This window comes from Sphingobacterium sp. UBA2480 (genome assembly GCF_002341965.1).
Classification (GTDB): Bacteria; Bacteroidota; Bacteroidia; order Sphingobacteriales; family Sphingobacteriaceae; genus Sphingobacterium; species Sphingobacterium multivorum.
Genome location: NZ_DDPA01000007.1, coordinates 115095 through 141549, shown reverse-complemented (window position 1 = coordinate 141549; position 26455 = coordinate 115095). Strand labels below are relative to the sequence as shown.

Here is a 26455-nt window from a genome sequence, read left to right as displayed (position 1 = left end):
CTCAGGCTTTCAACTTTTAAAATAGAAACACATGAATATTAAACAATTGATTGGCCATATCATTGCAAAGAGATGGGTGATCGCCGCATCCTTTCTATTGATCGGGTTCTTCGGTTATTATGCCTGGCGACAACTTTCGGTTGAAGCCTATCCCGATATAGCTGATGTATCGTCACAGATCGTAACCCAGGTACCGGGCTTGGCTGCCGAAGAAATGGAACAACAGATCACCATCCCCATCGAGCAAGCCATCAATGGTTTGCCTGGTATGGAAGTGATGCGCAGTAAAACGACTTTTGGCTTATCCATGGTCACGATTGTCTTCAAAGATGGTGTTGAAGATTATTGGGCAAGAGCCCGCATACAGGAGCGTCTTGCTGATTTAGCCCTTCCTTATGGTGCCAGTCCTGGATTGGACCCCCTGACTTCACCTACAGGTGAGATCTTCCGTTATATTCTTGAAAGTAAAACCCACGATTTACGACAGTTGACGGATCTCCAAAATTTTGTCATTATTCCCAAAATTAAACAAGTTTCGGGCGTTGCTGATGTAACCAATTTTGGTGGAATCACCACACAGTTCCAGGTGGCACTGGATCCCAAAAAGCTTGATCAATACGAAATCTCGCTTGCTGAAGTTGTCGCCAAGATCGAAAGCAATAATGCCAATGCCGGCGGCAGTGTGATGAACCGTGGGGATCAGTCGTATGTCATCCGTGGCATCGGTCTGGTCAAGACATTGGATGATTTGGGCAACATCGTCGTAAAATCCACCAACGGGAACCGCATATATATGCGTGACCTCGGTCAGATCAAACTTGGAAATCTAGCCCGCAAAGGTGCCCTAGGATACTCGGATAAACGTGGGGCCAATTACTCGGATAACATCGAAGGGATTGTCCTGCTATTAAAAAATGAGAATCCTTCTGCTGTTTTGGCGGGTGTAAATGCAACGGTCCGCGAACTAAATGACAACATTCTTCCTGAGGGTGTAAAAATACATGTTGTGCTTGATAGAACAAGCTTAGTTGACAACACACTACATACTGTTTCCAAAACCCTCCTGGAAGGCATGATGCTGGTTATTTTTGTCCTCATTATTTTTCTGGGCAGCTGGCGTGGCGCACTCCTGGTGGCCATCACAATTCCATTGTCCCTGCTGATTGCCTTTATTCTGATGCATTTCACCCATATTCCCGCCAATTTGCTTTCCTTAGGGGCAATTGATTTTGGGATTATTGTGGATGGCGCTATCGTTATACTCGAAACCATTCTTAAAAAAAGAGAAGATGAACCAGAAGGTTTTTTACAGGAAAAAACTGTAGCACAGAAAATTTCTGAAGTCGCCAAACCCATATTCTTTGCGACATTGATCATTATTACAGCCTACCTTCCCTTATTTGCATTCGAGCGCGTCGAGAAGAAACTTTTTACACCGATGGCTTATACTGTAGGTTATGCCCTCTTTGGTGCTTTGGCTGTCGCTCTTGTACTCATACCTGGATTAGCTTATTTGATCTATCGCAAACCCCAAAAAATCTTTCACAACAAATGGTTGGCAAAATTGACTGCAGCTTATCAATCCGCGATAGAAAAGGTTATGCGGGCTCCCAAGCAAGTTTTTATTCCATTGGTCATCGTATTACTTGCTACAGGCTTGCTCACCGCATCCGTTGGCAAGGACTTTCTTCCCACATTGGATGAAGGTTCGATCTGGCTTCAAGTTTCGCTGCCCCCCGGCATCACGGTTGAAAAGTCCAAAGAAATGAGTGATACCCTACGTGCCCGCACACTTCAATACGAAGAGATCTCTTACGTCATGGTTCAGGCGGGACGCAATGACGATGGTACCGATGCCTGGACTCCCTCTCATTTCGAAGTTAGCGTGGGATTAAAACGCTACAAAACATGGAAATGGGGTAAAACCAAGGAAGATCTAATCAATGAGCTTGCTGCAGAATATGCGAAAATGCCCGGATTCAATGTTGCTTTTTCCCAACCCATGATCGACGGTGTCATGGACAAAATCGCAGGTGCACATAGTGAGCTCGTTGTCAAAATATTCGGTGATGATTTAAGAGAAAACCGCAGAGTCGCCGAGGAACTTATCACGACACTCCAACAGGTGAAGGGAGCCGTCGATCTGGCCATTGATCAGGAGCCACCACTCCCCCAGCTGCAAATTATCGCCGATCGCGATAAAATAGCACAATACGGATTGAACATTGCTGACGTGACCGACCTAATTCAGATTGCTATCGGCGGAAAAGCCGTTGCCCAGGTCTATCAAGGAATCAAAGTGTATGATATTACCTGTCAATATCCGGAGGAAAACAGGAATTCGCCCGAAAAAATTGGCAACTTAATGCTGTATCCCGAAAATGGAAACCGTATCCCACTAGCTCAGGTGGCAACCATTAAACTTAATACGGGAGAAAGTATGATTTCGCGCGAGCGCAACAATCGCCAATTGACGGTTCGTTTAAATGTCCGTGGTCGGGATCTAGGGACATTCCTCACCGAAGCACAGCAGGCCATTGCCAAGAATATATCCTATGACCCACATAAAATCAGGTTAAAATGGGGCGGACAATTTGAAAATCAGCAGCGCGCTTACAGCCGGCTTGCCATTATCGTCCCATTGACATTGGCCATTATATTTATCTTGTTGTACGGCACATTTGGTTCATTTAGACAGGCAGGTCTTTTAATGGGCATCGTACCTTTGGCACTTTTTGGCGGAATGCTCGCGCTCCATGTTCGTGGCATGACGCTCAACGTGTCGTCGGCAGTCGGTTTTATTGCCTTATTCGGTGTCGCCATACAAAACGGTGTCTTGATGCTTTCACAGATGAATGTATTACGCAAAAATGGATTATCCCTACATAAAGCTGTAACACAAGGCGCTTTTAGTCGTTTTCGTCCCGTTTTGATGACCGCCACAGTGGCCATACTTGGTTTGCTTCCGGCTTCGCTGGCAACAGGGATCGGATCGGATGTACAGCGCCCTTTGGCAACAGTAATTGTCTACGGTCTGCTATTTTCGACCATTCTTACCCTATTTGTGCTTCCCCCGCTCTATTATCTTTTAGAACGTAACAGCACCACACAAAAAAAACCAGTAGAATAAATACAAATTCAACCATTCGAAACAACAGAAAGCAAGCTGTTTCGAATGGATTCAACCTGAACATTAAAAAGGTTTCAGCCAACCCTATACAGCAATCACATCCGCTGAGGGTTCGATCGGGCTACTTATTTCATGTGTCAAGGAGCGCCCTCGTACTTTAATAAAAGAATCATTAAAACAGAACATTCAAAACACGTCGATGATCATGAACAAGCAACATATCTTAACAAAGAAAAGCTTTACCTTTTTTCTTTTTATACTCTCCCTATATCATGCAGCAATCGCTCAGGATAGGGAGAGCACAGCGTCAGGAGCAACAGCGCAGCAACTTGATTATTCAAAATTCATCAATACAGTCGCTAAAAATAACCTGGCTTATGCAGCAGAAAAATTCAACCTCAATATTGCAGAAGCCAACATAATTAGCGCCAGGGTCTTTCCGGATCCTGAATTTAGTATGGGCATTTTTGATAATAGTGAACGTACAAAGCAACTGGGCCGAGGTTATAATGCGGGGATTGCATGGACACTGGAACTGGGTTCTAAACGAAAAGCCCGGATAAACCTTGCAAAAGATGAAGCCGAGGTAACCCGTCTATTGCTGGAGGATTATTTCCGAAATTTACGTGCCGACGCTACACTTGCATTTTTAACAGCAAAGCAGCAGGCATTCCTGCTGAAAATAAACCAAAATTCCTATCAGCAACTTAGGCAATTGGCCATATCGGATAGTATTCGGTATCAATTGGGGAGCATCCCTGAAATTAATTTCCGTCAATCTAAACTGGAAGCCGCCAATATGCACAATACGTTGCTGGAAACAGAAGCTACCTGGAAATCCGCCCTTGCAAACCTCTCCCTGTTTATGGCAGATAGCTCCGTCACGACAACGGTGTTATCCCTGGATGCTTTCAACCCTTTGGACCGTACCTACCACTTAGATGAACTGGTTAGAGTAGCCCAAAATGACCGCAGCGATCTAAAAGTTGCCCTGCAAAATAAACAGCTTTCAAAACGCCTGCTCCAATTGGCCCAAGCCAATCGGATAATAGATCTCGGGCTTTCAGTCGGCGTCACCTATAATCGTGAAGCGCGAAATGAAACCGCCCCAACGCCCCAGTTTACAGCTGTAAATGCAGGCATCTCCATTCCGCTCAAGTTCTCGAATTTTAACACAGGTGATCTGAAAGCTGCAAAATTTAAGATCGATCAAGATGAGATTGCCTATCAGGAAGTCCTCCTACGCATTCAAATCGAAGTTACGCAAGCGTTCCTCTCCTACCAGGCCGCTCAAAAACAGGTACAGCTATTTGACAGCGCTATGCTATCGGAAGCAAAGGCAATTTTAGCAGGAAAGGTTTACAGCTATAAAAGAGGCGATACATCCCTACTGGAAGTTTTAAATGCCCAACGGACCTACAATGAAACCCAGCTTAGCTATTATGAAGCCCGTTACAACTATGCGATCGCCTTGGTCGAACTCCAACGTACAGCTGGAATATGGGATATTCAGGAGATCTAAGCGGGAGAAATTCTGTTTTTTCCTAGTTTCTTATACATGCTTTTCAAGGAAGGCGAGATCAGTATCAGCAAAAGTATGCTGATACTGATCATGGACATGATCTCATAATAATCCATGGCATAACGCACAAAAGATTGGATCTTGATCCGCTCAGCCACGAGCTTTAAAGCCGCCGTATGTTCCTTATACTGCAGTCCATGCTGCAAAATGCTGACAGATTCCTGCTGCAGGTACTCCCGAAATAAGGGATTGCCCACTTCCGTTCGATCCCTAAACACCTGCTGGTGCTGGGCATGTTCAAACAACTTGAAAAAATTCTGTAAACCGATACTACTCGTGTAGCCCAAGTACCGGATAGCGAGACAGATCGATGCTGCTGAAGCGCCCAATTGAGGACTAACACTGGTAATGCAAAATAAGATGGTCGGTACCATAATAAGCCCAAATCCGAGTCCATGTAAAACTAATGGTATCCAAAAATGCGCATCATTACCCTGCCCCTCAAAGGAGAAAAACATCCATTGGTGAAACAGCAGCAAGCAACAGAAGCCCAGAATCCAAATCCATTTTACGGGACGTTGCCCAAGCATCCAATACAATGAGCCCAGTACACCGGCGACAATACCAGCAATATTAAACCATTGGATATAGGACAAATGAATGGGATCAAGTTGAATTACCTGTTCGAGATATTGATTTGAGATGGTCAGGGAGAAGCGCTCGATATACATCATATACAAAATCAACAGTCCCAAGAGAAAATTTCTGTTTTTAAAAATCGCCAAATGCACATAAACACGCCTGAGCACCATTTGCCGAACAATAAAAAGAGTAAGCAGCGTCATCCCCAGCGCGAATACAATAAGTAGCTGCTGATCGTTAAACCAATACACTTCCTGTCCATACACCATTAGATAGCCAAAACTGACGATCACAAGGCTATAGAAAATACAGCTTGCCCAGTCTAATGAAAACAGGGGGTAAGGACGTATATGCCGTATGGAGCGCATCGTTAGCATAATGAGCAATAACCCCGGTACAAATGATAATGCAGCGTATAGATAGAGCTGATCAAAATTGAATGAATCTATAAATTCAGCCGTAACAAACGTATTAAAAGGCGAGCTACATAATAGTAAGCCGAAAAAGACAGCGTAACTCACTTCCTTGGCCCGATCACTTTTCAACCTGGAAAATATCATGGAGATCGATAAGTTTACGGCAGAAGCAAACAACATTCCTTGAAAAAAACGCAGTCCATATACCCAGCTGATATCCCTGATACTGTACATCAAAAAGCAATTCAATAGCTGTAGCAGATGAAAGATAATATAGTACTGCTTAATGGGAAAGTATAAAAAAAAGCGTCGTTCCAACACGTAGAATCCGACAAAACCTGCATAAAACAAAATGATCAGAAACTGGATGTCACTGGGTTGCGCCCCATAAAATCCAGCAGTGACATTTGTATTGGCCCCCGGCAGGAAAAATAAGACCATACTCGGCATTAAACTGCTGAACAGGATAAGCTTGATCAACCACTCCGGCACCCACTCCTTAAAAATACCTTTCACTATTGCTGTTTTTTTGATACCGAGACATTTACATTCATTCCCGAAAGAAGCTGTTGAGCTCCCCTTTGCTTATCCAGCTCAATGCGAACAGGTACGCGTTGTACAATCTTCACAAAGTTGCCCGTTGCATTATCTGGCGGTAAAAGGGAGAAAGCTGATCCTGTAGCCGGGGAGATGGAAATAATTTTGCCATAAAATTTCTGATCCGGATAGGCATCCGCCACCACCTCCACCCTATTGCCAAGATGCAAATAGCGCAGCTGTGTCTCCTTAAAATTAGCCGTCACCCAGGTTGGGGTTTCTCTATTGACGATAAAGCCCAAAACTTCACCAGCACTTATCATTTGACCTTTTTCAATGGTGCGTTTGCCAATCTGCCCATCGTAGGGTGCGCGAATAACGGTATACCCAACATCAAGCCGCTTGCGGCCAACAGCTGCAGTCAAACGAACGCGCTCGGCATCAACGACACCTTTTTTCATGTCCACATCGTGCACCCTTTCTTGTGAAGCCTGCAATTTATGTTTTAACGAAGCCAGTTCACTCTTGTAGACATCCAAAGTCGCTTTTACATCCTCCAGTTGCTGTGCTGTAGCAGACTTTTCTTGAAACAGGTAATTGTATCGATCATACTCCAATTGTTGTTTCGTTACACGTGCCTCGCCAGCAGCAATGGATGTCCGCAAAGATTCATGCTCTGCCTGGAGGATTTCTTTTTGACTATGAAGAACATTGATCTCTGCTGCTTCCTTATTGACGGATGCAGCTACCTGATCCGCCTCATATTTATATTCCTTATTATCAATAAGCAATAGGGTATCACCTCGTTTAACCAATTGGTGATCGTGATAATGCACGGAAACCACATAACCTCCTACGCGGGAAACAATGGGATTGATGTACTGTGTTACTTGCGCATCATTGGTGTAGGTATACCGCACGCGCATCCATAAGGTGTTAGCGCCCCATAACAATAATGCCAACAAGACAATTGCAGCCAACCAGTTGGTGATTCGAGTGAGTTGTGCCTCCACAACTGTTCTTCGTGATTTAGGTTTCATTAGATAGTACCCTTCAAAAATTCGATAAAATAATAGTGTTTCTGTATCGCAATATGTGCGGTTTCAAGATCAAAAAGTGTTTTTAAGTATTGCATATCCGCATCTAGAAGATCTGTAATCAGCGCCGATGATTTAAAATACCTGTTCTTTATAATCCGTGCATTTTCCAGTGCCAGTGCCTTATTGTTTTGGCAGACGTCCTGCTGTTTGATCGCCAATTGATAATCCAAGAGCGCCTGTAACAACTGATTTTCCAGAATTTCCTCCTCATGATGGTGTTTCACCTGTTGCCGGTCTAAGGCTATTTGTGCTCCGCGCACCACATTCCTATTGAGATAAATAGCTGATATTGGTATGTTTAATTTAAGCCCTGTAATACTCAGATTATACCAGCTGGGGTTATAGGGATAAAGGAAAACCTGGGGATTGGCAAAAGTAAATGTGCTGGTCAACCCCAATTCAGGAAGATAATTTGATCGGGCCTGTTTGACTGATAATTTCTTCAAAACAACTTCCTGTTCGGATTTTTGGAGGGAAAAAGCATGGCTTCGCGCTTCGGCAACAAGCGTTTCATAACTGGGGCTTTCCACTTTAAAAGGCTCGCTCAAGGGGATAATCTCCGCTGTAATGCCTCCAATAAGCTGTAGTTTCTGATTTGCAGCCTGAATATCATGACCGATCTGAACGAGCAACAGTTCCCGTTTCGAAAGTTCTAACGAAATACGCAAAACGTCACTGTGCAAGACAACACCCGCCGTATACAGATGTTCAATCTCCTGGAGTTGTACCCGTTGATCAGCAATATCCTGCTCGATTAGAGATTTATTACTATACGACAGTTCCAAATCCAAAAAAAGATTGCAAACCTCCAATTTCTTCTGCGCCGCCGCATTCTTCCAATCGATCCGGGCCAGCTCATTTTCCAATTTTTTGGACTCAATTTTCATCAGATCGCGATGCCCATTGTAGAGATTCAGATAAAAATCCAAACCGCTATCGTACAAGTAGTGAATGATATCATGCTGGGCGGGTTTATTTAAAAGGCCTTGATCATAAACAGGCATATTACTCGCATAACTGGCAGAAGCTCTGGCGGAGATTTTGGGCAGCAGTTCCATGCGTTGCTGCTGGACTGCCACCTCACTTTCTTTGAGCTGCAAATAGGACTGCTCGACGTATTTACTGTTCTGGAGTGCTTTGTCGATCATGTCTTTCAGGGACATACGCAAAGAATCGAGGGCGAAGGTGTCCGAAATAGTGAATACTAACAATCCCATAGTTAGTATTCCTTTTGCCCAATGGGGAGGAAAAAAGTTCACGTGTGCTCTATTATTTTTTTGCGTTGCAAACTTAGACACTTATTACAACTTGGATTTCTTCACAAACGCCAATATGTTATGGAAAAAAGACATTTTTTCATCAATTCAAGCAAAAAGACCAATATCTGCCAAGTAGGGTTTGCGCTACTCTTTTTACAGCCTATAAAAAAGGCCTCTCAAATCAACATTTGAGAGGCCTTTCGGGGATGGTATAAAACCAGATTATCCGTATAAAGAATCTTCTATTGCATTCCACAATTGTATTCTTTTTTGTAGCGCGATTTTACTGATCTCCTTCATTTCTGCCCATTTAACGTCATCGTCCTTCGCAAGATCTGTGATCATCTGCATGGCCAAAGGTCCATGCTCGTCGCCGTCCAGATCAATATGACGCTGGAAATAATAAATAAAGCTATCCAGATTGGCTGTAGGGAAATTTGTTTTAATTTCTTCCAAGATAGAGGTAAACATTCCCGGAATAAGATCTTCACGCCCGAACGTAAAGGCGGCAGCAATTTTATGCACCTCACCTTCAGCAATCACTTCAAATGTAAAATTCAAAAAGTCTTTGATCCGCTTATCCAATGTTGTCGTCGCGATGACATCGAATATGTCGCTCGATTTTTTGGCATGACCGATAAATTTATTGACCAGATGAAGATCGGCACCCATGGCATCCATGGCGTCCAGATACATTTCAAAATGGCTCAAACGGCGGCCATCAATGTATTCGTCCGACTCCTCTGCCAATACAATTTCGTTGATCAGATAGCGTGTTGATGGATGCTCGCTCGCAAACCAGGGTAAAGTCGTACAGGTCAATTTAATCTGTAAAGCTTTTAGTAAAGACATAAAATCCCATACAGCGTAAACATGCCCTTCTGTAAAAGAACGTAGATTCTTGATCGTTTTGATCTTACGATACAAAGGGTGTTGCAATAATACCTCGCGTTCGGCAGCAATGTATTCATTAATTTCCGCAATTCTATTCATGGCGCAAAAGTATCGTCTTATCTTTATTTATTAAAAGTATTTTAAATGAGATTACAGTAGCATGATAAATTTACCGTCCAGCTATCCGCTTCATAACCAAATCAAAAACAACAACCTGCCCCCACTTTGACCTCCCTTGTACTGATTTTAACGCTCATTTACCCTTAAAAACAAAAATATTTTTTATAATAAAAAATAATCTACTATATTTGTAGAGTATTCAGAATTGCATGATGCAATACCAACCGAGTGCAGGCACCGCGGTGGTAAATTAATACGGGTTTCGACCAAAATAAACGTTGCAGAACGATTATTTTCCCACAAAGATCTGGATACAGTTTATGGTTTAATCCTTTAAATTTTTAAATTGTATGGCTACTACAACAAATCTTTACCAACACTTACTGGAAAAATTCAGTTATTATTCAACGGATGAACTCATACAGCTTAACAATGACACCATCTTAGGACAAGGCTGGGGATCATCAAAAGCTACCTTTAGAACAGCTTTGATCAGTACGTTCTCCAAAAGAGGACTCGATCTTTCCAACATAGTTTCTAAGGAAGACGGTTTTACCTCGGTGAAGCATGTCCCTGTACGCTTGGAACAGAATGTGTTGATCCCTTTACAGTAATCGTTATCACCGCCAAAAATAGCGCGCATCGAAAAGATTTCGTGCGCGCTGCTGTGGTTGGTTTAGGAAATTGCCGATCAGAAGAAGGCAAAAAGTCTTGTTATTTATAGTTTGGATTCTGAATCAGTATCCCTGCGCTTTTCTCAATTTCTGTTTGTGGTAATGGCCAGCGATAGAATTTATCTTCGAAATGATAGGGCACTTTACTGTCTTTGACAGCATTGAGTACTTCACCCGCAATATGCCAACGAATCAGGTCGTAATGCCGTAGTCCTTCAAAAGCAAGTTCGACTCTTCTTTCGTGGCGGATACGGTCGCGCATTTTTTCCTTGGTATAACCGGCAGGGAACCCAGGCATCTGAACCCGACTCCGCAAAGTATTCATGGCATCATAAACCGATTGATCTGGCCCGGCGATTTCATTTTGTGCTTCGGCATACATCAATAACACCTCGCCAAACCGCAGTACAACCGCATCCTGTTGGCTCAATGTTGAAAAGCCAAAAGGTAAGTTGGCCGGATCCAAAAATTTCAGCACCCCATACCCCGTAGGCCGCGGATTGGACGGTGTATGGATCTTACCGCCGCCAAAATCAGGATGGTCCACAAAAATTGTTTTGCTCAGGCGCGGATCCCTATCTTTGAACGGGTTGGTTCGGTCGGTCAACGGTGATTCACCAAAAGGCAAACCATCTTTGCATTCATAGGTATCCACCAGGTTTTGTAAAGGCGAAGCAGCAATCCAATCGCCTAGGTACATGTCCCAAGGGGCAGTATTATTCGGTGCCAGAAAATTGACCGAAAAGATAATCTCGGTATTATTCTTTTGTGTCGCATCGCGAAAGACATTTTCAAAAGCCGTACTCAGGGTATACTCTTTCATGATATCGGTGCATAAGTCTTTTACCTCTTTCAAGATTGCTAAATCGGGCACCCCTTTGTCACCATAAGCCGCAAACAATAAAACCCGTGCTTTCAAGGCTTTTGCTGAACTTGCGGTCGCATGCCCCCCATTATTGAAATACGGTTTAGCCGCTAAGTTGGCGATCCCAAAATCCAGATCAGCTCGAATCTGTTTTAGTATATTCTCTGCACTTTCCTTTGGCTGACGCTGATTCTCCAGATTGAGGGGAGTCAGCACAAGCGGCACTTCGCCATAGATACTGTACAATTGGAAATAAACGAAAGCACGGATAAAGCGGGCTTCAGCTTCCATTTTCTTTTTCTCTGCATCGTTTATGTCTGCCCCTGCATAGCTTTGTAATTTCTCGATCAAACGATTTGCTCTGCCTATCGCTACGTATGCATCATTATAGATACCGGTTTCGTAGCCACCTGTTGTTGGATTTAAATTGCCGCCAACGATTTCGTTGACGCTACCTGAATTGAACTGATTATAGCCATTGTCGGTCAGACAGTCCCGAAAAGGCATCCCATAAGAGAACGTCTCACTCTGCAACGAAGCGTAAACACCGGCCAAGGCATTATCAAAATCCGATTTTTTGCTAAAATAGTTGTCCGAAGCAATCTGATCCAAAGGATTGAGGTCCAAGGCACTGTTACAGGAACCCAAAAATAGTCCGGATAATAGCAACGCTGTTATAAATTTCTTTTTCATAGCACTTAAAAATTAACTTGTACACCAAATGAATAAATCTTGTTTTGCGGATATTGCACGAGGTCACCATTTCCATAGCGCTCAGGATCCAGGCCCTTAAATTTGGTTGCAGTCACAAGGTTATCACCCGAAAAATAAACCCGTAGGCGGTCAATTTTATATTTTTTCAATAGCCCATCAGGTAAAGTGTATCCTAATACAAGGTTTTTCAACCTGAAGTAGGAAGCATCCTGTATAAAATAGCTGGAAGCTCGACTGAATTTCTCCGGAGCGCTCCAACCCCAATAAATACGGGGCATCGTAGTCGAAGGATTTTCAGGTGTCCAACGGTCTAACCAATCTTTTGTCGGTGGGCTACCCTGTACAAAAGGAGTTACACCCCAGCCCGAAACATAAGATTTGACACCATATACCCCTTGTAATAGGGCCGAAAAGTCAAAGCCCTTAAAACTTGCACTTAGATTAAAACTATAGTTCAACTTTGGATCTACACCCGTAATAATTGTTCTGTCGTTCGCATCTATTTTTCCATCCCCATTGACATCCCGGTACTTGAGATCTCCTGGCAATGTATTGTCATTAAACTGCTTAGGCGAACTAGCGACTTCTTGTTCCGATTGGAATATACCTATGACTTCGTAGGTATAAAAACTGTCCATCGCGTAGCCGTTTTTCTTGATTGTATAGCCCCCGATTTCCGGTTCGCCAAATTTCACCAGCTTGTTTTTGAAACGATCGAGGTTTGCACCTAGCTGATAGCGTAACCCTTCCAATGCTCCCGTAGTAATCTGATTACGATAAGTAATTCCCAATTCAAGACCTTTATTCTCGACAATTCCATCATTGACGTAAGGTGCTCCTAAACCAACGATTGCAGTAATCTGTGACTGCCTAAGGATATCAGTCGTTCTCTTTTTGTACCAGTCAAAGGTGATATCTAAATTTTTAAACAGACTTAAGTCCAACCCCACATCGGTCATCGTTGTTGTTTCCCATTTGATAATCGGGTTGTTTAATCCCTGTTGAGCAACACCGGAATTTAGCGTACTATTGTCAAAAGAGTAATTTCCGGTAAGTCCCAATACGGGTTGATACGGATAGTTACCGGTATTCTGATTTCCAAGTTGGCCCCAGGATCCACGGATCTTCAAATTATCCAGCCAACCCGAAGCAAATTCCTTGACAAACGATTCCTCAGATACACGCCAGCCGGCTGAGAAAGAAGGGAATGCTGCCCAACGGTTTTTACCGTAAAACTTGGAACTACCATCGTAACGCATATTGGCTTCTAAGAGGTATTTTCCTTGGTAATCATAGTTCAATCGGCCGAAATAAGAAATCAATGCCCATTGGTTGGCTGTTCCGTTTGCCCGTTGAATATCCGATCCACCGGCATTTAATTCCGTTAAGGTATCGTCGACAAAATTCTGTCTGAAGCCCTGGAGGTAGGTATACTTACTTTTTTCAATACTATATCCGGCCTGCACTTTGAGGTGGTGGGCCCCAAATGCACGATCGTAGTTCAGGTAAGTAAATAAATTGGTGTAAATGGTTTGCTGATCCTGATCTGTAAGGCCCTTGCCAAGATCCAATGTTGTTCCCAGCGTACCCGTGTGGTAGTAATATTCATCCAAGGTCGATTTATAATCCTTGTACTTGTCCATATTGAAGTTATAGGCACCTTTGGTGTACCAGGAAAGACCTTTAAACAGTTGTACTTCCATCCAGGCCTGCAAATTAGCCGCATAATCATCGGTATTGTAGGTGAATTTCCGATCCAATACGGCCATAGGATTTTTATTGTTGTACTCCCAGTCGTAAGCTTTGTACGTATATCGCCCGCTACCATCCGGCAAAAATGGGCCATAGGTTGGTGCCTGCGACATGGCCGACAGGAACAAGTCTTTGGATCCACCCGGAATAGATTCAGTATGTCCTGTTTTGAGCAAGATATTTGTTCCGAATTTAATCCCGTCCGAGATTTTGGTCGTCAGATTGAGCCGGGCGGAATAACGGTCGTAGTTAAAACCTTTGATCATTCCATCCTGATTGACGTAGCCCAAACCAACATTAAAGGTTGTCTTCTCGTTTCCCCCTTGGATACCAAGATTATGCGTGTAGGTCGGTTTAGTTTGGAAAATAAGCCCCAACCAGTCCGTATTTGGATATTTTACAGGATCGTTGCTATTGCGATAGGCAGCGATCACATCGGCGGGATATAGGCCATCGTTGAGATTGGAATTCTTACGCGCTTCATTGTATAATTCCATATACTGCGCCGAATTAGTGATCAGATCAAACATTTTCGTAGGCTTATAGATACCCACATTACCGTCATACTGAACGGTTGTTTTCCCTGATTTCCCCTGTTTTGTGGTGATCAAAATAACACCATTTGCCGCGCGGGATCCATAAATCGCTGCAGATGCCGCATCCTTAAGTACACTGACATTTTCGATATCATTGGGATTGACATCCGAAAATTTGCCTTGTACACCGTCGATCAACACCAAAGGATCCGATCCGGCACCACTAAAAGTTCCCTTACCACGAATGCGGATGGATACACCTTCATTGCCTGGTTCTCCCGAGCCCTGGTTGATTTGTACGCCCGGTATTGCGCCCTGCAGCATGGAAGCTGTATTGACAACGGGCCGTTTGATCATATCTTTGCCGCTCACTGTAGCCACGGCACCTGTTAGGTTTACTTTCTTTTGCGTACCATAACCAACGACAACGACTTCCTCTAAACTTGAAGATGAGTTATTTAGCACAACATCCAATTGTTGGCCGTTGCCATTGAAAACGACCTCCCTTGTTTCAAAACCCACGGATGAAAACAGCAGGACGGCTCCGACATCGACGGACTTGAATTCATAGTCGCCCAACCCGTTTGTTTTTGTTTCTACAGCCGAATTTTTAACCTTTACTGTAACGCCTTCAATCGGTTTTCCATCGCTATCCTTTACCTTTCCTTTCACAGCATGCTGGAACATGCCTAATTTATTATATGCCGCATGCGGTGTGTTCTCCGGTAATCGGCCAGCTGTTGTCCATAACGATTTTGCAGACCCCGCAGTTGGTACCGCAATCGAAAGACAAAGTGCCATAATACTGACTTCTGGAACAAATGACACCCGTTTTTCGGGCCACTGTCTTGTCTTTTTTGTGTTCATTGTTTACTGTAGTTATGTATAAAATAGTTCTTGATTAATATTTTAGGGGAAAAGAGATCCCTTATCATGCAAAAAATTGCATAATCATAATTCGTTTAGACGCGATATTTTCTAATTACTTCTTACGTATACGATAGGCTCTCCAATTATGGTTCATAAGGGGATGGTTTACATCGGTTATTTATCCCAGCTATCGGTACGGAACGGAGAAGCGGGTAATCCAGCATCGTTATAGAGTACCAAATCCGGGTTATCGGCCCATCCGTAACGCACTGCGACGGGTGACGGTACTTCTTTGGCAGATACGATCAACTTATTTCCGACCTGTTTGACTTCTGCAGGATAAAAGACATGATCGGCACCAGCAATAGTAAAGCTAGCATTGCGTTTATCCGCTCCTTTCAGTACAAGCTTTTTGCCCATGGGATTAAAGCTAAGTTGCATTTCTGCAGCTTTTGTCGTCCAATGCGCGAGAACAGGGCCCGAATAAGGGATTTTTTTGCCATATAGCTGCGCTGTTGCGATCCAGCCAAGCCTTCTACCGACATCCTGCTTATTTTTGGGGTGAATATCCTGAGCATCGCCGATATCCGTTATAACAGCCATACCTGTATAAGGCAATTTGAGTGTTTGGCGCTGCGCTTCCCGTAATCTCGCCCAGGAAGAAGGCTGCGGTGTTAAACTTTTCGCCTTAAAGTTGGCCAGTTGAACAAAATAAAAAGGCATCTTTTCATTGTTCCATTGCTTGCGCCAGTCCTGAATCAGTGCGGGCAGCAGTTGCTGATAGGGAGCGTCTTTTGAATCCGCGTTACTTTCTCCCTGGTACCAAATGGCGCCTTTTATCTTAAAATCCACAAAAGGCTTCACCATGGCGTTGTAGAGCACAGTAGGCCTATTAGGGCCTTCCATGGCGTTAGGTTTTGTGGGCAGCTTCGCCAGATCATAACCCACTTTGCATTTCCAGTCTCCCACGAGAGATAGCTGTTCGCCATTTGGTCCTTCCAGTCGCGGCTGCTCTGTACCGCCATATATTCCGCCATCGCCGGCTCCGTCAAATACGCGAACAGCAATATGCAATAGGCTGCCATTGTTGGCTGTTGCAGGAACAGTATATTTCCGGATCTGATCGTAGCCGACAGTCTCGCCCACCTTTGTACCATTCACATAGGTGATGTCGTTGTCATCAATTGATCCCAAAATCAACTTAAGAGGTTTACCTTGCCAATGTGCCGGTAGTTCAACGTCTTTGCCAAAATAAACGACACCATCCATTCCCGGAAATAGGTTATTGTCAAAAAAGCTCGGAATTGTAATCGTAGACCAGCTGCTTTTATCCAATTGTGGTGCAAACCACTCGCCCTGCGTTGCTGTCTTCACCTGATCCTGCTGTTCGGCGACGCGATTCCATTCGGCCAGCTCTTTCGCATAGATTTCCTGTGCATCCGGACGTTGAATTTTCTCAATGGCCGCCGTATAGGTTGAAAAAGGTGAAAGTGCCTCCCGGCTCATCCAGGCTTCAATGATTGTTCCGCCCCAGGAAGAGTGGATCAGCCCAATGGGAATGCCTGTTTTCTCGTAGATTTCCCGTGCAAAAAAATAGGCCGTAGCCGAAAACTCCGGAATACGTTCTGGTGTCACCGCATTCCATCCACCGGACTCCACCTTCACTGCTGTGGTAGGTTGATTGGCCGTAGCTTTTGGAATCTGCAAAATACGAATATTGGGAAAGTTGGCTGCTTTGATTTCCTGCTCAAAGTTATTGATCTTACCCCAGCCCGCGAGGGGCATTTCCATATTTGACTGTCCTGAACAAAACCAGACTTCACCGATCAGAATATTCTTTAGGATCAATTGATCACCATCGTTGATTGTAATTTGGTAGGGTCCACCGTATTTTGGCGTCTCCAGATAGACTTGCCACTCTCCTTGCTGATCGACCTCAACCTGATAGCTCTTGTTGTTCCAGCTGGTATTTACGCTAAGCTCCTTACCAACTGCGGTACTAGTTCCCCAGATCTTGACCTTTTCTTTCTGCTGTAGTACCATATTGTCGCCAATAAAAGCCGGCAGCTGTACTTTGGCCTGTAGGGCAGAAAATCCACTGGCAACGCTGAGTAGCAGGGCCAACAAAGTCCGTTTATACTGTTTAGGTTTTATCATGATTTTTGAGTTTGTTGCTCCATTGGGTTTATACATTTGGCGCATCCGAAGTCCAGACTGTTGAAGTCAGCGCTTCGGATATGCCACTCTTATTTTTTTTAAAGTGCCGATATTTTCAGTAAAACACTGGGACGGTTGCTACTCAGGTCAGGGTTTACCCCAACTTTCATCAGGTAGTCGCCCGAATAGGATTGTCCCTGGCCTAAGCTCGACTTGGTTCCCGGATACAAGTTGATTTCCTCCACCCGATATTGCTTTTGGGCATCCAGTCCTTTTAGACGGACAGGATCGGTTGTTCCGATACCATAGCGGTTATTGACCAGGTAGTTGAAGACGACAGCTTCTGTTTTTTGGCTATTCACGTAGCTGAGGGCGGCAAAGTCACCTTCACGTGGATCGGCCAGACGATACTGCTCCCCGTGCCATATTGTTCCTTTAAGCGCGTCGTAATTCTTTACCGCCTGCTGGCAGAATAACAGATCCTGTTCTTTCAGGTGGCTCACCACAATATCAAAACCCAGTTTGCCCATCATGGCTACATCCGTGCGGAATTTGAGGGACTGTTTTCCCCAGTCAGTCACATGGTTTGAAGTGCTGATTGCCGGGAAAAAGTACGAATACTCGTACTGCATAAAAATACGCTCCAAAGGGTCTGTATTGTCCGAAGGCCAAAATTCGGTAAAGTACCGAAGTGCCGCATAGTCCACACGACCACCCCCGCCTGAACATAACATCATCGGCACTTTCGGATATTTCGAACGTATACGTTCAAGGACTTTATACAGTCCTTCCACATACGAGATATAGAATGCCCCCTGATCCTTTAAAAATGCAGAATGCGCATTGTAAATAACCGCATTGCAGTCCCATTTGATATATGCCAAAGATGGATTCTTGGTAAAAAGATCATCCAGTATATTAAAAACAAAATCCTGCACCTTGGGGTTTGTCAGATCCAGGATCAACTGATTGCGGAAGTAATGTTCTTCCCGCTGTGGCTGTTTGACAACCCAATCCGGATGTTGTTCATAGAGTTCGGATTTGGGGCTAACCATTTCAGGTTCTACCCAGATACCGAATTTAACCCCCTGCTTGGTTGCTTCTTCCACGAGTGTCGCGATACCATTGGGCAGTTTTGTCCGGTTTGGTTGCCAGTCTCCCAGACTGGAGTGATCGCTGTTACGCGGATATTTATTTCCAAACCAGCCGTCATCCAATAAAAATAGATCTACGCCTAGTTTCTTGGTATCCTGGAGTAAACCTTTTAATTTTTGTTCATTAAAATCAAAGTAGGTCGCCTCCCAATTGTTGAGTAAAGTCAGGCGTTCGCCATTTCCATCCAGCAGCTGATATTTACGGGCCCAATTGTGCAGATTTCGGGAGGCGGTTCCTTTTCCCTTTGTCGATAAGGTATAAATCAACTTGGGTGTTGTAAACTCCTGGTTGCTGGCTAATTTTACATTGGAAGCATAGTTATTTATTCCGGCGATGATACGTAGGTTATTGAGGTAATCCACTTCAAAATCCACCTTAAAATTTCCACTATACCCCAGGCTTGCCATCAATACTGTTCCTTCATCTTCGGATGCAGCCTTACCCAGTGACACCATAAAGGAAGGTGGCTGGAATAAATTCGCCCGTGTTCCGAGCTTACTGTCCAGCACTTTAATGCCATGTGTTAACGGAGCCTCGTCCACCTGCATTTCTTTTGCCCAGTCGCCATGGTACTGCCGTAGCCAATACGCGTTGGAGCGCAGGGTGAGGTTGGCCGAAGCAAATTTTTCCAGCGTGACGACTTTCTTTTCCTTATTTTGGATGGTTGCCCACTGTTCAATGATGTCCTCATTCAAAAACGATTTGTAGTGTAAAACGACATAAATATCGTATATCGGATCTTTTAGGGTAATATCAAGCTGTTTGACATTCGCATCAACGTTTTTCACCTCATGCTTTTCATAGCGTAGGTCCAGGGAGCGGTTACCATCGGCATGAACGACACTGATGGCGGGTTCCAGTAGGTTTTTTGAACCTGAAGGGGTATAAGCTGCGTTGGAGAGGCCACTATAATCTGTCAATTGCCTATAACCGCTTGCAATGGTCGAGTACTCTTTTGAATCACTCAATTTTTCACCGTAATAGAGCATTTTCAGTGTTTTCGTGGAATCGTACTCCAACACGAGGGCATTCGATCTGGTTTCAATAGGAATCTGTTTGGACTGCGCCTGTGCCTCCAAATGGACAAGCCCCTGGGTCATCAAAAGCCCGAGTACAACATGTTTAAAATGATGGGTTGGCATATATAAATAGATTTAGGATTTGTTTACGAACTTGACTATTTTGTTTGCTTTCAATTGAATCTTGTAAAGGTATTTACCATTGATTTCCTGCTGTGGGCTTAAACCTGCCAATTGGGAAGGACTCAATACCTGAATCGTTTGATCTTGCGGCGAAGAAAGGCTGAGCTGCGTAATGCTGCCGTTATTCCATTCCATCTTTTCAATGTGTATATTGCCCCGGGCTTTGAGCCCCTTGACCGTCCCTGCCGACCAGCGATCAGGCAGTGCAGGAAGTAATTCCAGCACATCCGTTTGCGATTGCAGCAATAGTTCACTCACAGCAGCCACATAACCCAGATTACCATCGATCTGAAAGGGTGGATGGGCACATAAAAGATTGGCATAAACGCCGCCGCCATTGTTGTAATCAATACCATCGCCGCCAACGAGGTTAATGAAATTGGTCAGGATTTTATAGGCATGATTCCCATCCTGCAAGCGGGCCCAAAAAGCCACCTTCCAGGCCATAGACCAACCCGTGGATTCATCGCCACGCGCGGTGAGGGTAACTCGTGCAGCTTTGGCCAGTTCCGGTGTTTTTAAAACAGAGAATTGATTACCGGGATAAAGACCAAAGAGATGGGACACATGGCGATGCTTATCCTGCGGATCATCACGATCCGTTTCCCACTCCTGCAGCTGTCCCCATTTGCCGATTTTGGGTTTGAGCAGCGCATCGCGAAGTGCCGTGATATGTTTACGGTAATCGGCGTCCAACTTCAAAATTGTGCTTGCCTGGATGTAGTTGCTAAAGAGATCGTAAATAATTTGGTGGTCATAACTCACGGCATCCTCTGTGGGTCCATGTTCCGGCGACCAGCCCTTTGGCGCCACCACAGTTCCGTCTGCTCTTCGAACCAGACGATCATCCCAAAACTCACTTATTTCTTTTAAAATCGGATACGCAAATTCGCGTAGGTATTTCTCGTCTTTGTTAAAAGCATAATGTTCCCACAGTGCCTGCGCATACCAGGCACTTCCCGGCGTATTCCAAAGAAAGCTCTCCCCACCAAAAATATTATTTTCGGTCTTTACAGTCCAGCCCCTGACGCCCGGAAATTCCTTTTGTGTATTTATTTTTTTCACGGCACGCATGCTATTGATATAATCGAGGTAAGGCCAGGCCGACTCACTCAGATTGGCCACTTCTGCAGGCCAATAATTCATCTGCACATTGATATTGGAATGGTAATCAGAGCGCCATGGTGGATTGTTGCTGTTGTTCCACAATCCCTGCAGGTTTGCAGGCAAACCGCCTTTTCGGGAAGAACTGATCAGGAGATAACGTCCATATTGGTAGACCAGTGCTTCAAGAGCTGGGATCGGCTGTTTTTTATAGGCCTCCAACAGCACTTTTGTTGTTTGCTTACTGTCCAGCTGGCTATGGTCGAGATCAAGCGCCACTCGGTTAAACAGCGCTGTATAGTCTGCAAGGTGCCGTGCCAACAGCTTATTTACGCTATATTTTTCCGCTTGCTGCAGATTACGTTCATTGACCTTCATCGGTTCTTCGGCCGACTTCCATTTGGTGGCCCGAGTATTGGCATAATCAGTTGCGGCACTCAGCAGCAGAACAAGGCGATCGGCAGATTTTACGCTAAGGACAGCCCGTCCTTTTTCATCTGTTGTTCTGGAAAGTGAACCACCTACGATTTGCACACGTACCTGCGCGGCATAGCGCATGCCATTGTCGAGCATTCCCTGAAACGCAAGCTTACCATCCGCCACCTCTACCGCCTGCCCATGTGCATCCTGAAGTACAATCTGGGCATTGAGTTTACCTTTTTTACTGTTTGTATACTCAAATACCATAACTTGGTCGGGCTGACTGGCAAAATAGCGCCGGTTGATCTGCTGTCCATCCTGCTGATAGGCTATTTCATGCAGCCCTTTATCTAAGTTTAACTTTCGGCTGTAAGAAGAATACGATGAATCGCCCCCTTGTTCAAAGCGAACAAAAAGATCACCAAAAGCCTGGTAGGCCCCTGTTTCCTGTTCATCACCTGTCCAAAGGCTATTTTCATTAAATTGAATATGTTCTTGCTGGACACCGCCAAAGATCATGGCTCCTATTCGTCCATTTCCGATCGGATAAGCTTCGGTCATCCAATCTTTTGCAGGTCGATCATCCCAGAGATAATACCGTTGGGCGTAAGAAGTGCCAAAACAAATAGTCAAAAGTATTAAGAGAACGTATTTCATTTTTGTGTGCATCAACATAGCAGTTTATACGATTTTATTGAGCAATGCCCAAGGGTGAAAAAATAAGATAGATGACAATCATCAGGACAATCAGCATTGCCCCCACGCCATAGCGGCCTTTCCAATAGGCTTCTTTATGCTGGCCGGAAAATTCAAATTGATACGTTGACCGATAATCGGGTTGGCTCAATTTACTTCCTCCCCAGATAAGCAGTGAAATCAGCAAAAAAAGCACCGCGAATAGATGGAGATAATGCAATTCTGTTTTCCAGACAAACACCAGAAAAAAATAACTGAACATGTACAAAAACAGCCCAATCTGTGCCATGCGCGGTGTCACACGGCGGGATAAGATCCCCAAGATCATAATGGTGAAAATGGGCATATTAAATAAACCCGATACGGTCTGCAAATAGGTATAAAATCCATCGTGGGCAAAAAGGATAAAAGGGGCAATAAACATTGCTGAAATTGAAATGATCAACTCGAACAATTTCCCTTTTCGCACCAATTCCTTTTCACTGTATGGTCTCTTTTTATAAGCCAGGTAGGGTTTGTAAATATTAAAAATAAATAAACTGCCGCAGCTTTGCAGCCCGGCGGTGTACGTTGTCATCGCCGCACCAAAGACCAAGGCCAAGGAAAAACCGATCAGGATATCGGGGAAAATTAAAACAATAAGTTTCGGAAAAACAGAAGCCGTAGGCTGTACATGCGGCAACAGATGCACAGCCAAAAGTCCCGGCAGATTGATCAGCAAGGGCATAAGGAGCTTACCACCTGCAGCCAAGGTCATCCCTTTTTGAGCCTCCTTTAAATTCTTAGCACTTAGGGCCTGTTGTGCAATATAGGGTTCCATCCCCCAGTAATAGAAATTGATCAGCAGCATCCCGGTAAATAAGGTCGAAAATGGGACCGCATCATGCTTTCCGCCAACCGCATTAAGGTGTTCCTTTTTTTCATGCAGTAGCTGCGCCAGGCCAGACCAGACATCCCCAGCCCCCAGGTGCCAAAGCGCAAAGACAGGAATGAGCACCGCAAGTAAAAACAGACATAAACCCAAACTTAAATCCGATAAGGAGATCAGCTTGAGACCACCCAAAATACTGTATAAACTACCGATCACGCCTAAGGCCCATACCAGCAGCCAGATGCTCTGCCAGTACGTAATATGTAAGAGCCCCGGAACATCAAACATGGTCGCCAGGCTCAAGGCTCCACCGTACAATACAGGAGGCAGCAAATTGACGATATAACCAATTAAGATGAGGATCGAAACCAGCATTTTTGTTTTGCTGTCAAATCGCAGTGCCAAGAAATCCGGAACCGTCCGAAAGCCATGCTTAAAATAAATTGGCAGCAGAAATTCCGACACCAAAAGCATGGCCACAACCGAACTAACGCCCCAGCCGATGACTGAAAGATTATTGATATAAACCGATTCGTTTTCACCGATAAACTGGTTGGCGCTCAAGTTTGTCAACAGCAAGGCCGAACCTACCATCCAAAAGCTATTGCTCTTTCCGGCCAGAAAGAAACCATTAAGCGTGGTGGAATAGGTGGTCTTAAATTTCCATAAAGACCATAACGCAACCAAGCCAGTAAAAAGACAAAAACTAAAAATTATCATCGTAAAACTTCCTTTTTATACCGAGCCTCGATCCGCCAATGTTGTCGGCACCACTTCCCGAATCACTGTTCTTTCGAGCACAAACTTAGCGGCTTCGGAACCAATCCGTGCAAAACTCGTCGAAAAGGTCGTGATACCACCGCTGATAATCTCCTTAATGACATCATCATTATGGGATAAAATCCCTAGATCCTCACCCAAAATCCAGCCCTTTTGAAGCACCTCTTTTAACATCTGATAGAGCTCCGGATTATGAATGGTAAAATACAGTTTCCCCTTTTTTAGATCGCCCACATGGTATTGCTTTTCGATACGTCCTTTTAGCTTATAGTCTTTCAGAAAGCGTAAGAAAGCATTTTTGATTTCATTGGGTTCGGCTGTATTCTCCCTAAAATAGAAGATCACTTCCTTATACTTTTTGATCTTTGGATGGAGCTCTTGAAACACGGCGTAAGTCGCTTCTTCAAATTCCTGAGAAACATAAGAATATTCCGCGCCCAGATCCATCAGCCGATCGATAATCAATAGTTTTGATACCGGAATATTGCGCAACAGACGTTCAGAATCGGCATTTTCAATCGGCGCAACAATATACACCGTATAGCGACCTTGTATTCGGTTAAAGATATCCTCAAAGGTTTCCATATTGTTGTGATGGAAAAAAAGATCGACCGTCACTTCTTCCGGAAGATTGGCCCGTAATTCAGACACCAAGGTATCCTGAAAAGTATCGTAAGCATATAGCAACACGGCAACTTTCTGTTTCAACTGGGTGTTATTGCTGACGACAAAATATCCTTTTCTATTTTTGGATTCCACCACGCCATGGGCGATCAGGTCGCGGTAAGCTTTGGCGAAAGTTTCCCGAGCGTAGCCGAGGTATTGAATCAGGTTATTGACGGATGGTAAACTGGAATGTACCTCCAATTCACTGGCGTCAATGGCATCCAATACGCCCTGCACAATACATTCATGTTTCGAAAGCCCGTTTAAAGCTTCCAATCGTTTGATCCGATCGATCAACGCTTTAAACTGTTCTTCTTTGGTTATCTTCATATGTTATTATTAACTAAAGAGCAATCTTAAGTAATTTTGCTCCTGCTTGCTCAAAGACAATGGGATTTTCAGCAGTAAATTCCTGCGCTGTTTTTTCAAATAGCTCCACGGCCTTATATGTTGTATTTGGCATCAGGCCAATCTGTTTAAAATCTATATTTATCATTGCTGGGGCTGTATGGTAATTAAATACCGCCACATACAGCGTTGTTCCTATCTTTTTGTAATAATACGTATTTGCCGCTTTTCCTTCGACAAATCCTGCAGGACGGAAACTTTTACCATCGGCTATAATTTTTAAAATTTCGGGATCCTGCAGATAGTGATTCATCTTAGACTGCCAGTTTTCTTTCTTGGAGAGGTCGTCGCCAAGGATAATGGTACCCGTTACCACACCTGAAAGCAATCTTGCCTTATTCACTTCTGGGCTTTCATCATGAAAGACAAGGTGGTCGGCATCGATAAAATCATAAAGATAAGTTTGCCACCAACCGTAGCTCACACTATTTAAAGTATACTGTGTTTGGTCGATCGTCTTCCAGGCGTCGCAGGCTATCCTGCGCATGTGTGCAAATTGAGCTGTCGCCAAGGAAGGAGAAATTGCTGCGTAGATCAACATTTTCCCCTGCAGCACGTCGACGAGATGTTTCATCCCCACAGCATAAGCCTGCATACCCGTCTGAATTTTCTGATCGTAAAAACCTGTGGATTCGATTGCTGCATGAGAAAGGAAATCAACTTTGATCATACGGAAACCACAGTCGACCAATTTCCCTAAGATTACATCCATACGAGCCAACGTACCGGGATGCGTCGGATCAAGAGCCCGACCGCCATCTAAATTGTGGTAGCCTTTTTGGGTTTTGGTCCAGAGCTGTCCGAAGGTAAACTGGCTCCCCTCAGCTTTGCGGTCGGGGCCACTTCCATGCCCCCAATCCGTGAAAGGTGCCCAATAAACACCTGGTTTAAGTCCCAGGGAGTCACAATAACGTACAAATTGTTTCAATTGTGTATAATCTCCAGACATCCCTCCCGGCGTCATATTGTCCCAAAAGGAATCCAAATCAATAAAGGCTTCACCATCAGCGTTGCGGAAATAAGGAATGTCCTTGGCAAAATAGTCTGCGGTGCCCGTAGCATTCTTAAAATTCAGTTTTTCCTGGATTACACCCCAGCTGTTCCAACCAACCGGTGTTGCTCCTTGCCAAGATTTCACATAGGCCGGCGACAGTTTCCGATGGATCTTGGCATAGTTTTCCAGTCCAGTACGCCAATCCTTGTCACAGGATACCAGGTATTTTGGGGAACGGATCGCATCGCCTTTGACGGCGCCATGCGCCATGGAATCACGTGTGATATTCACATCCGTAAAGCCTGCCCTTACAGCGAGGTGACTGTATTGTCCTTGTGCCCCTTGGATAGCAATGCCCGATTTCCAAACAGATTGATCCAATGAACCAATCAAAAGACCTTTGCCGCTGTCCTTATCGTACACAACGCCGACCTCGGCACTATGCTTACTATCTCTTGCAAGGGCATTGTTCTCATAGGAAATAAAGGTATCGTTATCAAAAGGAACCGCCAGCTGATATAAGGATTTCCCCAGACCGGCGACCGAAGTGTTTGACCAAATAGGCACAAGTTCATTGCTGGCCAGGTTTTTACCTTTAACTTCCAGTTCCAGGATAACACCATCTATCCCGTCGTAGAAATAAAAATGCTGCAGCAATGTGATGCCCTGCTGGGTCTTAACCGAAATGGTATACTGCATACCTTTGCCCAAATTGTCCTGAATGGGCTTTTCGGTCACGCTGCGGGGCCCTGTCAATTTATCCGTACTAATTTTTTGTCCATTAGCAAGTGCCAAATAGGCACTTGCTTGTTGTATATAGGCGACTTGATCTTTACTTAAGGAATACGTTCCATGCGCTTTATCGTACGTTAATGTTATCCCGTTTTTCCTGACCTGAAAAGGCTGCGCGGATACCATGAAAGTACATAGCATAAAACTTAGTGCGAAAATAACTGTCTTCATTCTGCTTG

15 protein-coding genes and 1 riboswitch are annotated in these 26455 nt (G+C 44.4%); of the genes, 3 read left to right on the top strand and 12 right to left on the bottom strand.

Going from position 1 to position 26455, the window contains the following annotated elements:
- The first annotated feature begins 31 nt into the window (after positions 1-31).
- On the top strand, positions 32-3130 hold the full coding sequence (locus B3600_RS13825) for an efflux RND transporter permease subunit (protein WP_286753312.1): 3099 nt from the start codon (positions 32-34) through the stop codon (positions 3128-3130).
- 205 nt (positions 3131-3335) lie between these two features.
- Complete coding sequence (locus B3600_RS13820; RefSeq protein ID WP_286753311.1) at positions 3336-4652, top strand: TolC family protein; 1317 nt, start codon at positions 3336-3338, stop codon at positions 4650-4652.
- Here B3600_RS13820 and B3600_RS13815 read toward each other — a convergent pair.
- From B3600_RS13815 to B3600_RS13800, 4 genes are all read right to left on the bottom strand, one after another.
- Positions 4649-6226 (bottom strand): hypothetical protein, encoded by a 1578-nt coding sequence (locus B3600_RS13815; RefSeq protein WP_286753310.1) that lies wholly within the window; start codon positions 6224-6226, stop codon positions 4649-4651. The two genes, B3600_RS13820 and B3600_RS13815, sit on opposite strands and share 4 nt — an antisense overlap.
- On the bottom strand, positions 6226-7287 hold the full coding sequence (locus B3600_RS13810) for an HlyD family secretion protein (RefSeq protein ID WP_046675019.1): 1062 nt from the start codon (positions 7285-7287) through the stop codon (positions 6226-6228). The genes B3600_RS13815 and B3600_RS13810 overlap by 1 nt, the downstream gene beginning before the upstream one ends.
- Complete coding sequence (locus B3600_RS13805; protein ID WP_286753309.1) at positions 7287-8564, bottom strand: TolC family protein; 1278 nt, start codon at positions 8562-8564, stop codon at positions 7287-7289. Before B3600_RS13805 ends, B3600_RS13810 begins: the two co-directional genes overlap by 1 nt.
- A 264-nt stretch (positions 8565-8828) precedes the next feature.
- Positions 8829-9599 (bottom strand): DUF3050 domain-containing protein, encoded by a 771-nt coding sequence (locus B3600_RS13800; RefSeq protein ID WP_046675017.1) that lies wholly within the window; start codon positions 9597-9599, stop codon positions 8829-8831.
- Between the two features lie 211 nt (positions 9600-9810).
- Positions 9811-9904, top strand: a riboswitch (SAM-I-IV-variant riboswitch).
- A 66-nt stretch (positions 9905-9970) separates the two neighbouring features.
- Between B3600_RS13800 and B3600_RS13795 the strand changes: the two genes are divergently transcribed.
- Entirely contained in the window at positions 9971-10234 is a 264-nt protein-coding gene (locus tag B3600_RS13795) for a hypothetical protein (RefSeq protein ID WP_046675016.1), read from the top strand.
- 100 nt (positions 10235-10334) lie between these two features.
- Here the strand turns inward: B3600_RS13795 and B3600_RS13790 are convergent, their stop codons facing one another.
- The 8 genes from B3600_RS13790 to B3600_RS13755 form a co-directional block, all read right to left on the bottom strand.
- Positions 10335-11852 (bottom strand): RagB/SusD family nutrient uptake outer membrane protein, encoded by a 1518-nt coding sequence (locus tag B3600_RS13790; RefSeq protein ID WP_286753308.1) that lies wholly within the window; start codon positions 11850-11852, stop codon positions 10335-10337.
- 5 nt (positions 11853-11857) lie between these two features.
- The gene (locus tag B3600_RS13785; protein WP_286753307.1) at positions 11858-15028 is read right to left on the bottom strand and encodes a SusC/RagA family TonB-linked outer membrane protein; all 3171 of its coding nucleotides are present in this window, start codon (positions 15026-15028) and stop codon (positions 11858-11860) included.
- A gap of 177 nt (positions 15029-15205) precedes the next feature.
- Positions 15206-17188, bottom strand: a complete 1983-nt coding sequence (locus B3600_RS13780; RefSeq protein WP_286753306.1) for a sialate O-acetylesterase — start codon at positions 17186-17188, stop codon at positions 15206-15208.
- A 98-nt stretch (positions 17189-17286) separates the two neighbouring features.
- Entirely contained in the window at positions 17287-19485 is a 2199-nt protein-coding gene (locus tag B3600_RS13775) for an alpha-galactosidase (protein WP_286753305.1), read from the bottom strand.
- 12 nt (positions 19486-19497) lie between these two features.
- The gene (locus tag B3600_RS13770; RefSeq protein WP_286753304.1) at positions 19498-21726 is read right to left on the bottom strand and encodes a glycoside hydrolase family 95 protein; all 2229 of its coding nucleotides are present in this window, start codon (positions 21724-21726) and stop codon (positions 19498-19500) included.
- 34 nt (positions 21727-21760) lie between these two features.
- Positions 21761-23356 (bottom strand): solute:sodium symporter family transporter, encoded by a 1596-nt coding sequence (locus tag B3600_RS13765; RefSeq protein ID WP_286753303.1) that lies wholly within the window; start codon positions 23354-23356, stop codon positions 21761-21763.
- Positions 23357-23371: 15 nt separating this feature from the next.
- Entirely contained in the window at positions 23372-24412 is a 1041-nt protein-coding gene (locus B3600_RS13760) for a GntR family transcriptional regulator (protein WP_286753302.1), read from the bottom strand.
- 13 nt (positions 24413-24425) lie between these two features.
- Entirely contained in the window at positions 24426-26447 is a 2022-nt protein-coding gene (locus tag B3600_RS13755) for an alpha-galactosidase (protein ID WP_286753301.1), read from the bottom strand.
- Positions 26448-26455 lie beyond the last annotated feature (8 nt).

Coding starts and splice junctions, on each gene's coding strand:
- B3600_RS13755 (WP_286753301.1), bottom strand. CDS start 26,447: ATGAAGACAGTTATTTTCGCACTAAGTTTTATGCTATGTACTTTCATG.
- B3600_RS13800 (WP_046675017.1), bottom strand. CDS start 9,599: ATGAATAGAATTGCGGAAATTAATGAATACATTGCTGCCGAACGCGAG.
- B3600_RS13790 (WP_286753308.1), bottom strand. CDS start 11,852: ATGAAAAAGAAATTTATAACAGCGTTGCTATTATCCGGACTATTTTTG.
- B3600_RS13825 (WP_286753312.1), top strand. CDS start 32: ATGAATATTAAACAATTGATTGGCCATATCATTGCAAAGAGATGGGTG.
- B3600_RS13775 (WP_286753305.1), bottom strand. CDS start 19,485: ATGCCAACCCATCATTTTAAACATGTTGTACTCGGGCTTTTGATGACC.
- B3600_RS13820 (WP_286753311.1), top strand. CDS start 3,336: ATGAACAAGCAACATATCTTAACAAAGAAAAGCTTTACCTTTTTTCTT.
- B3600_RS13760 (WP_286753302.1), bottom strand. CDS start 24,412: ATGAAGATAACCAAAGAAGAACAGTTTAAAGCGTTGATCGATCGGATC.
- B3600_RS13780 (WP_286753306.1), bottom strand. CDS start 17,188: ATGATAAAACCTAAACAGTATAAACGGACTTTGTTGGCCCTGCTACTC.
- B3600_RS13765 (WP_286753303.1), bottom strand. CDS start 23,356: ATGATAATTTTTAGTTTTTGTCTTTTTACTGGCTTGGTTGCGTTATGG.
- B3600_RS13805 (WP_286753309.1), bottom strand. CDS start 8,564: ATGGGATTGTTAGTATTCACTATTTCGGACACCTTCGCCCTCGATTCT.
- B3600_RS13785 (WP_286753307.1), bottom strand. CDS start 15,028: ATGAACACAAAAAAGACAAGACAGTGGCCCGAAAAACGGGTGTCATTT.
- B3600_RS13770 (WP_286753304.1), bottom strand. CDS start 21,726: ATGAAATACGTTCTCTTAATACTTTTGACTATTTGTTTTGGCACTTCT.
- B3600_RS13810 (WP_046675019.1), bottom strand. CDS start 7,287: ATGAAACCTAAATCACGAAGAACAGTTGTGGAGGCACAACTCACTCGA.
- B3600_RS13795 (WP_046675016.1), top strand. CDS start 9,971: ATGGCTACTACAACAAATCTTTACCAACACTTACTGGAAAAATTCAGT.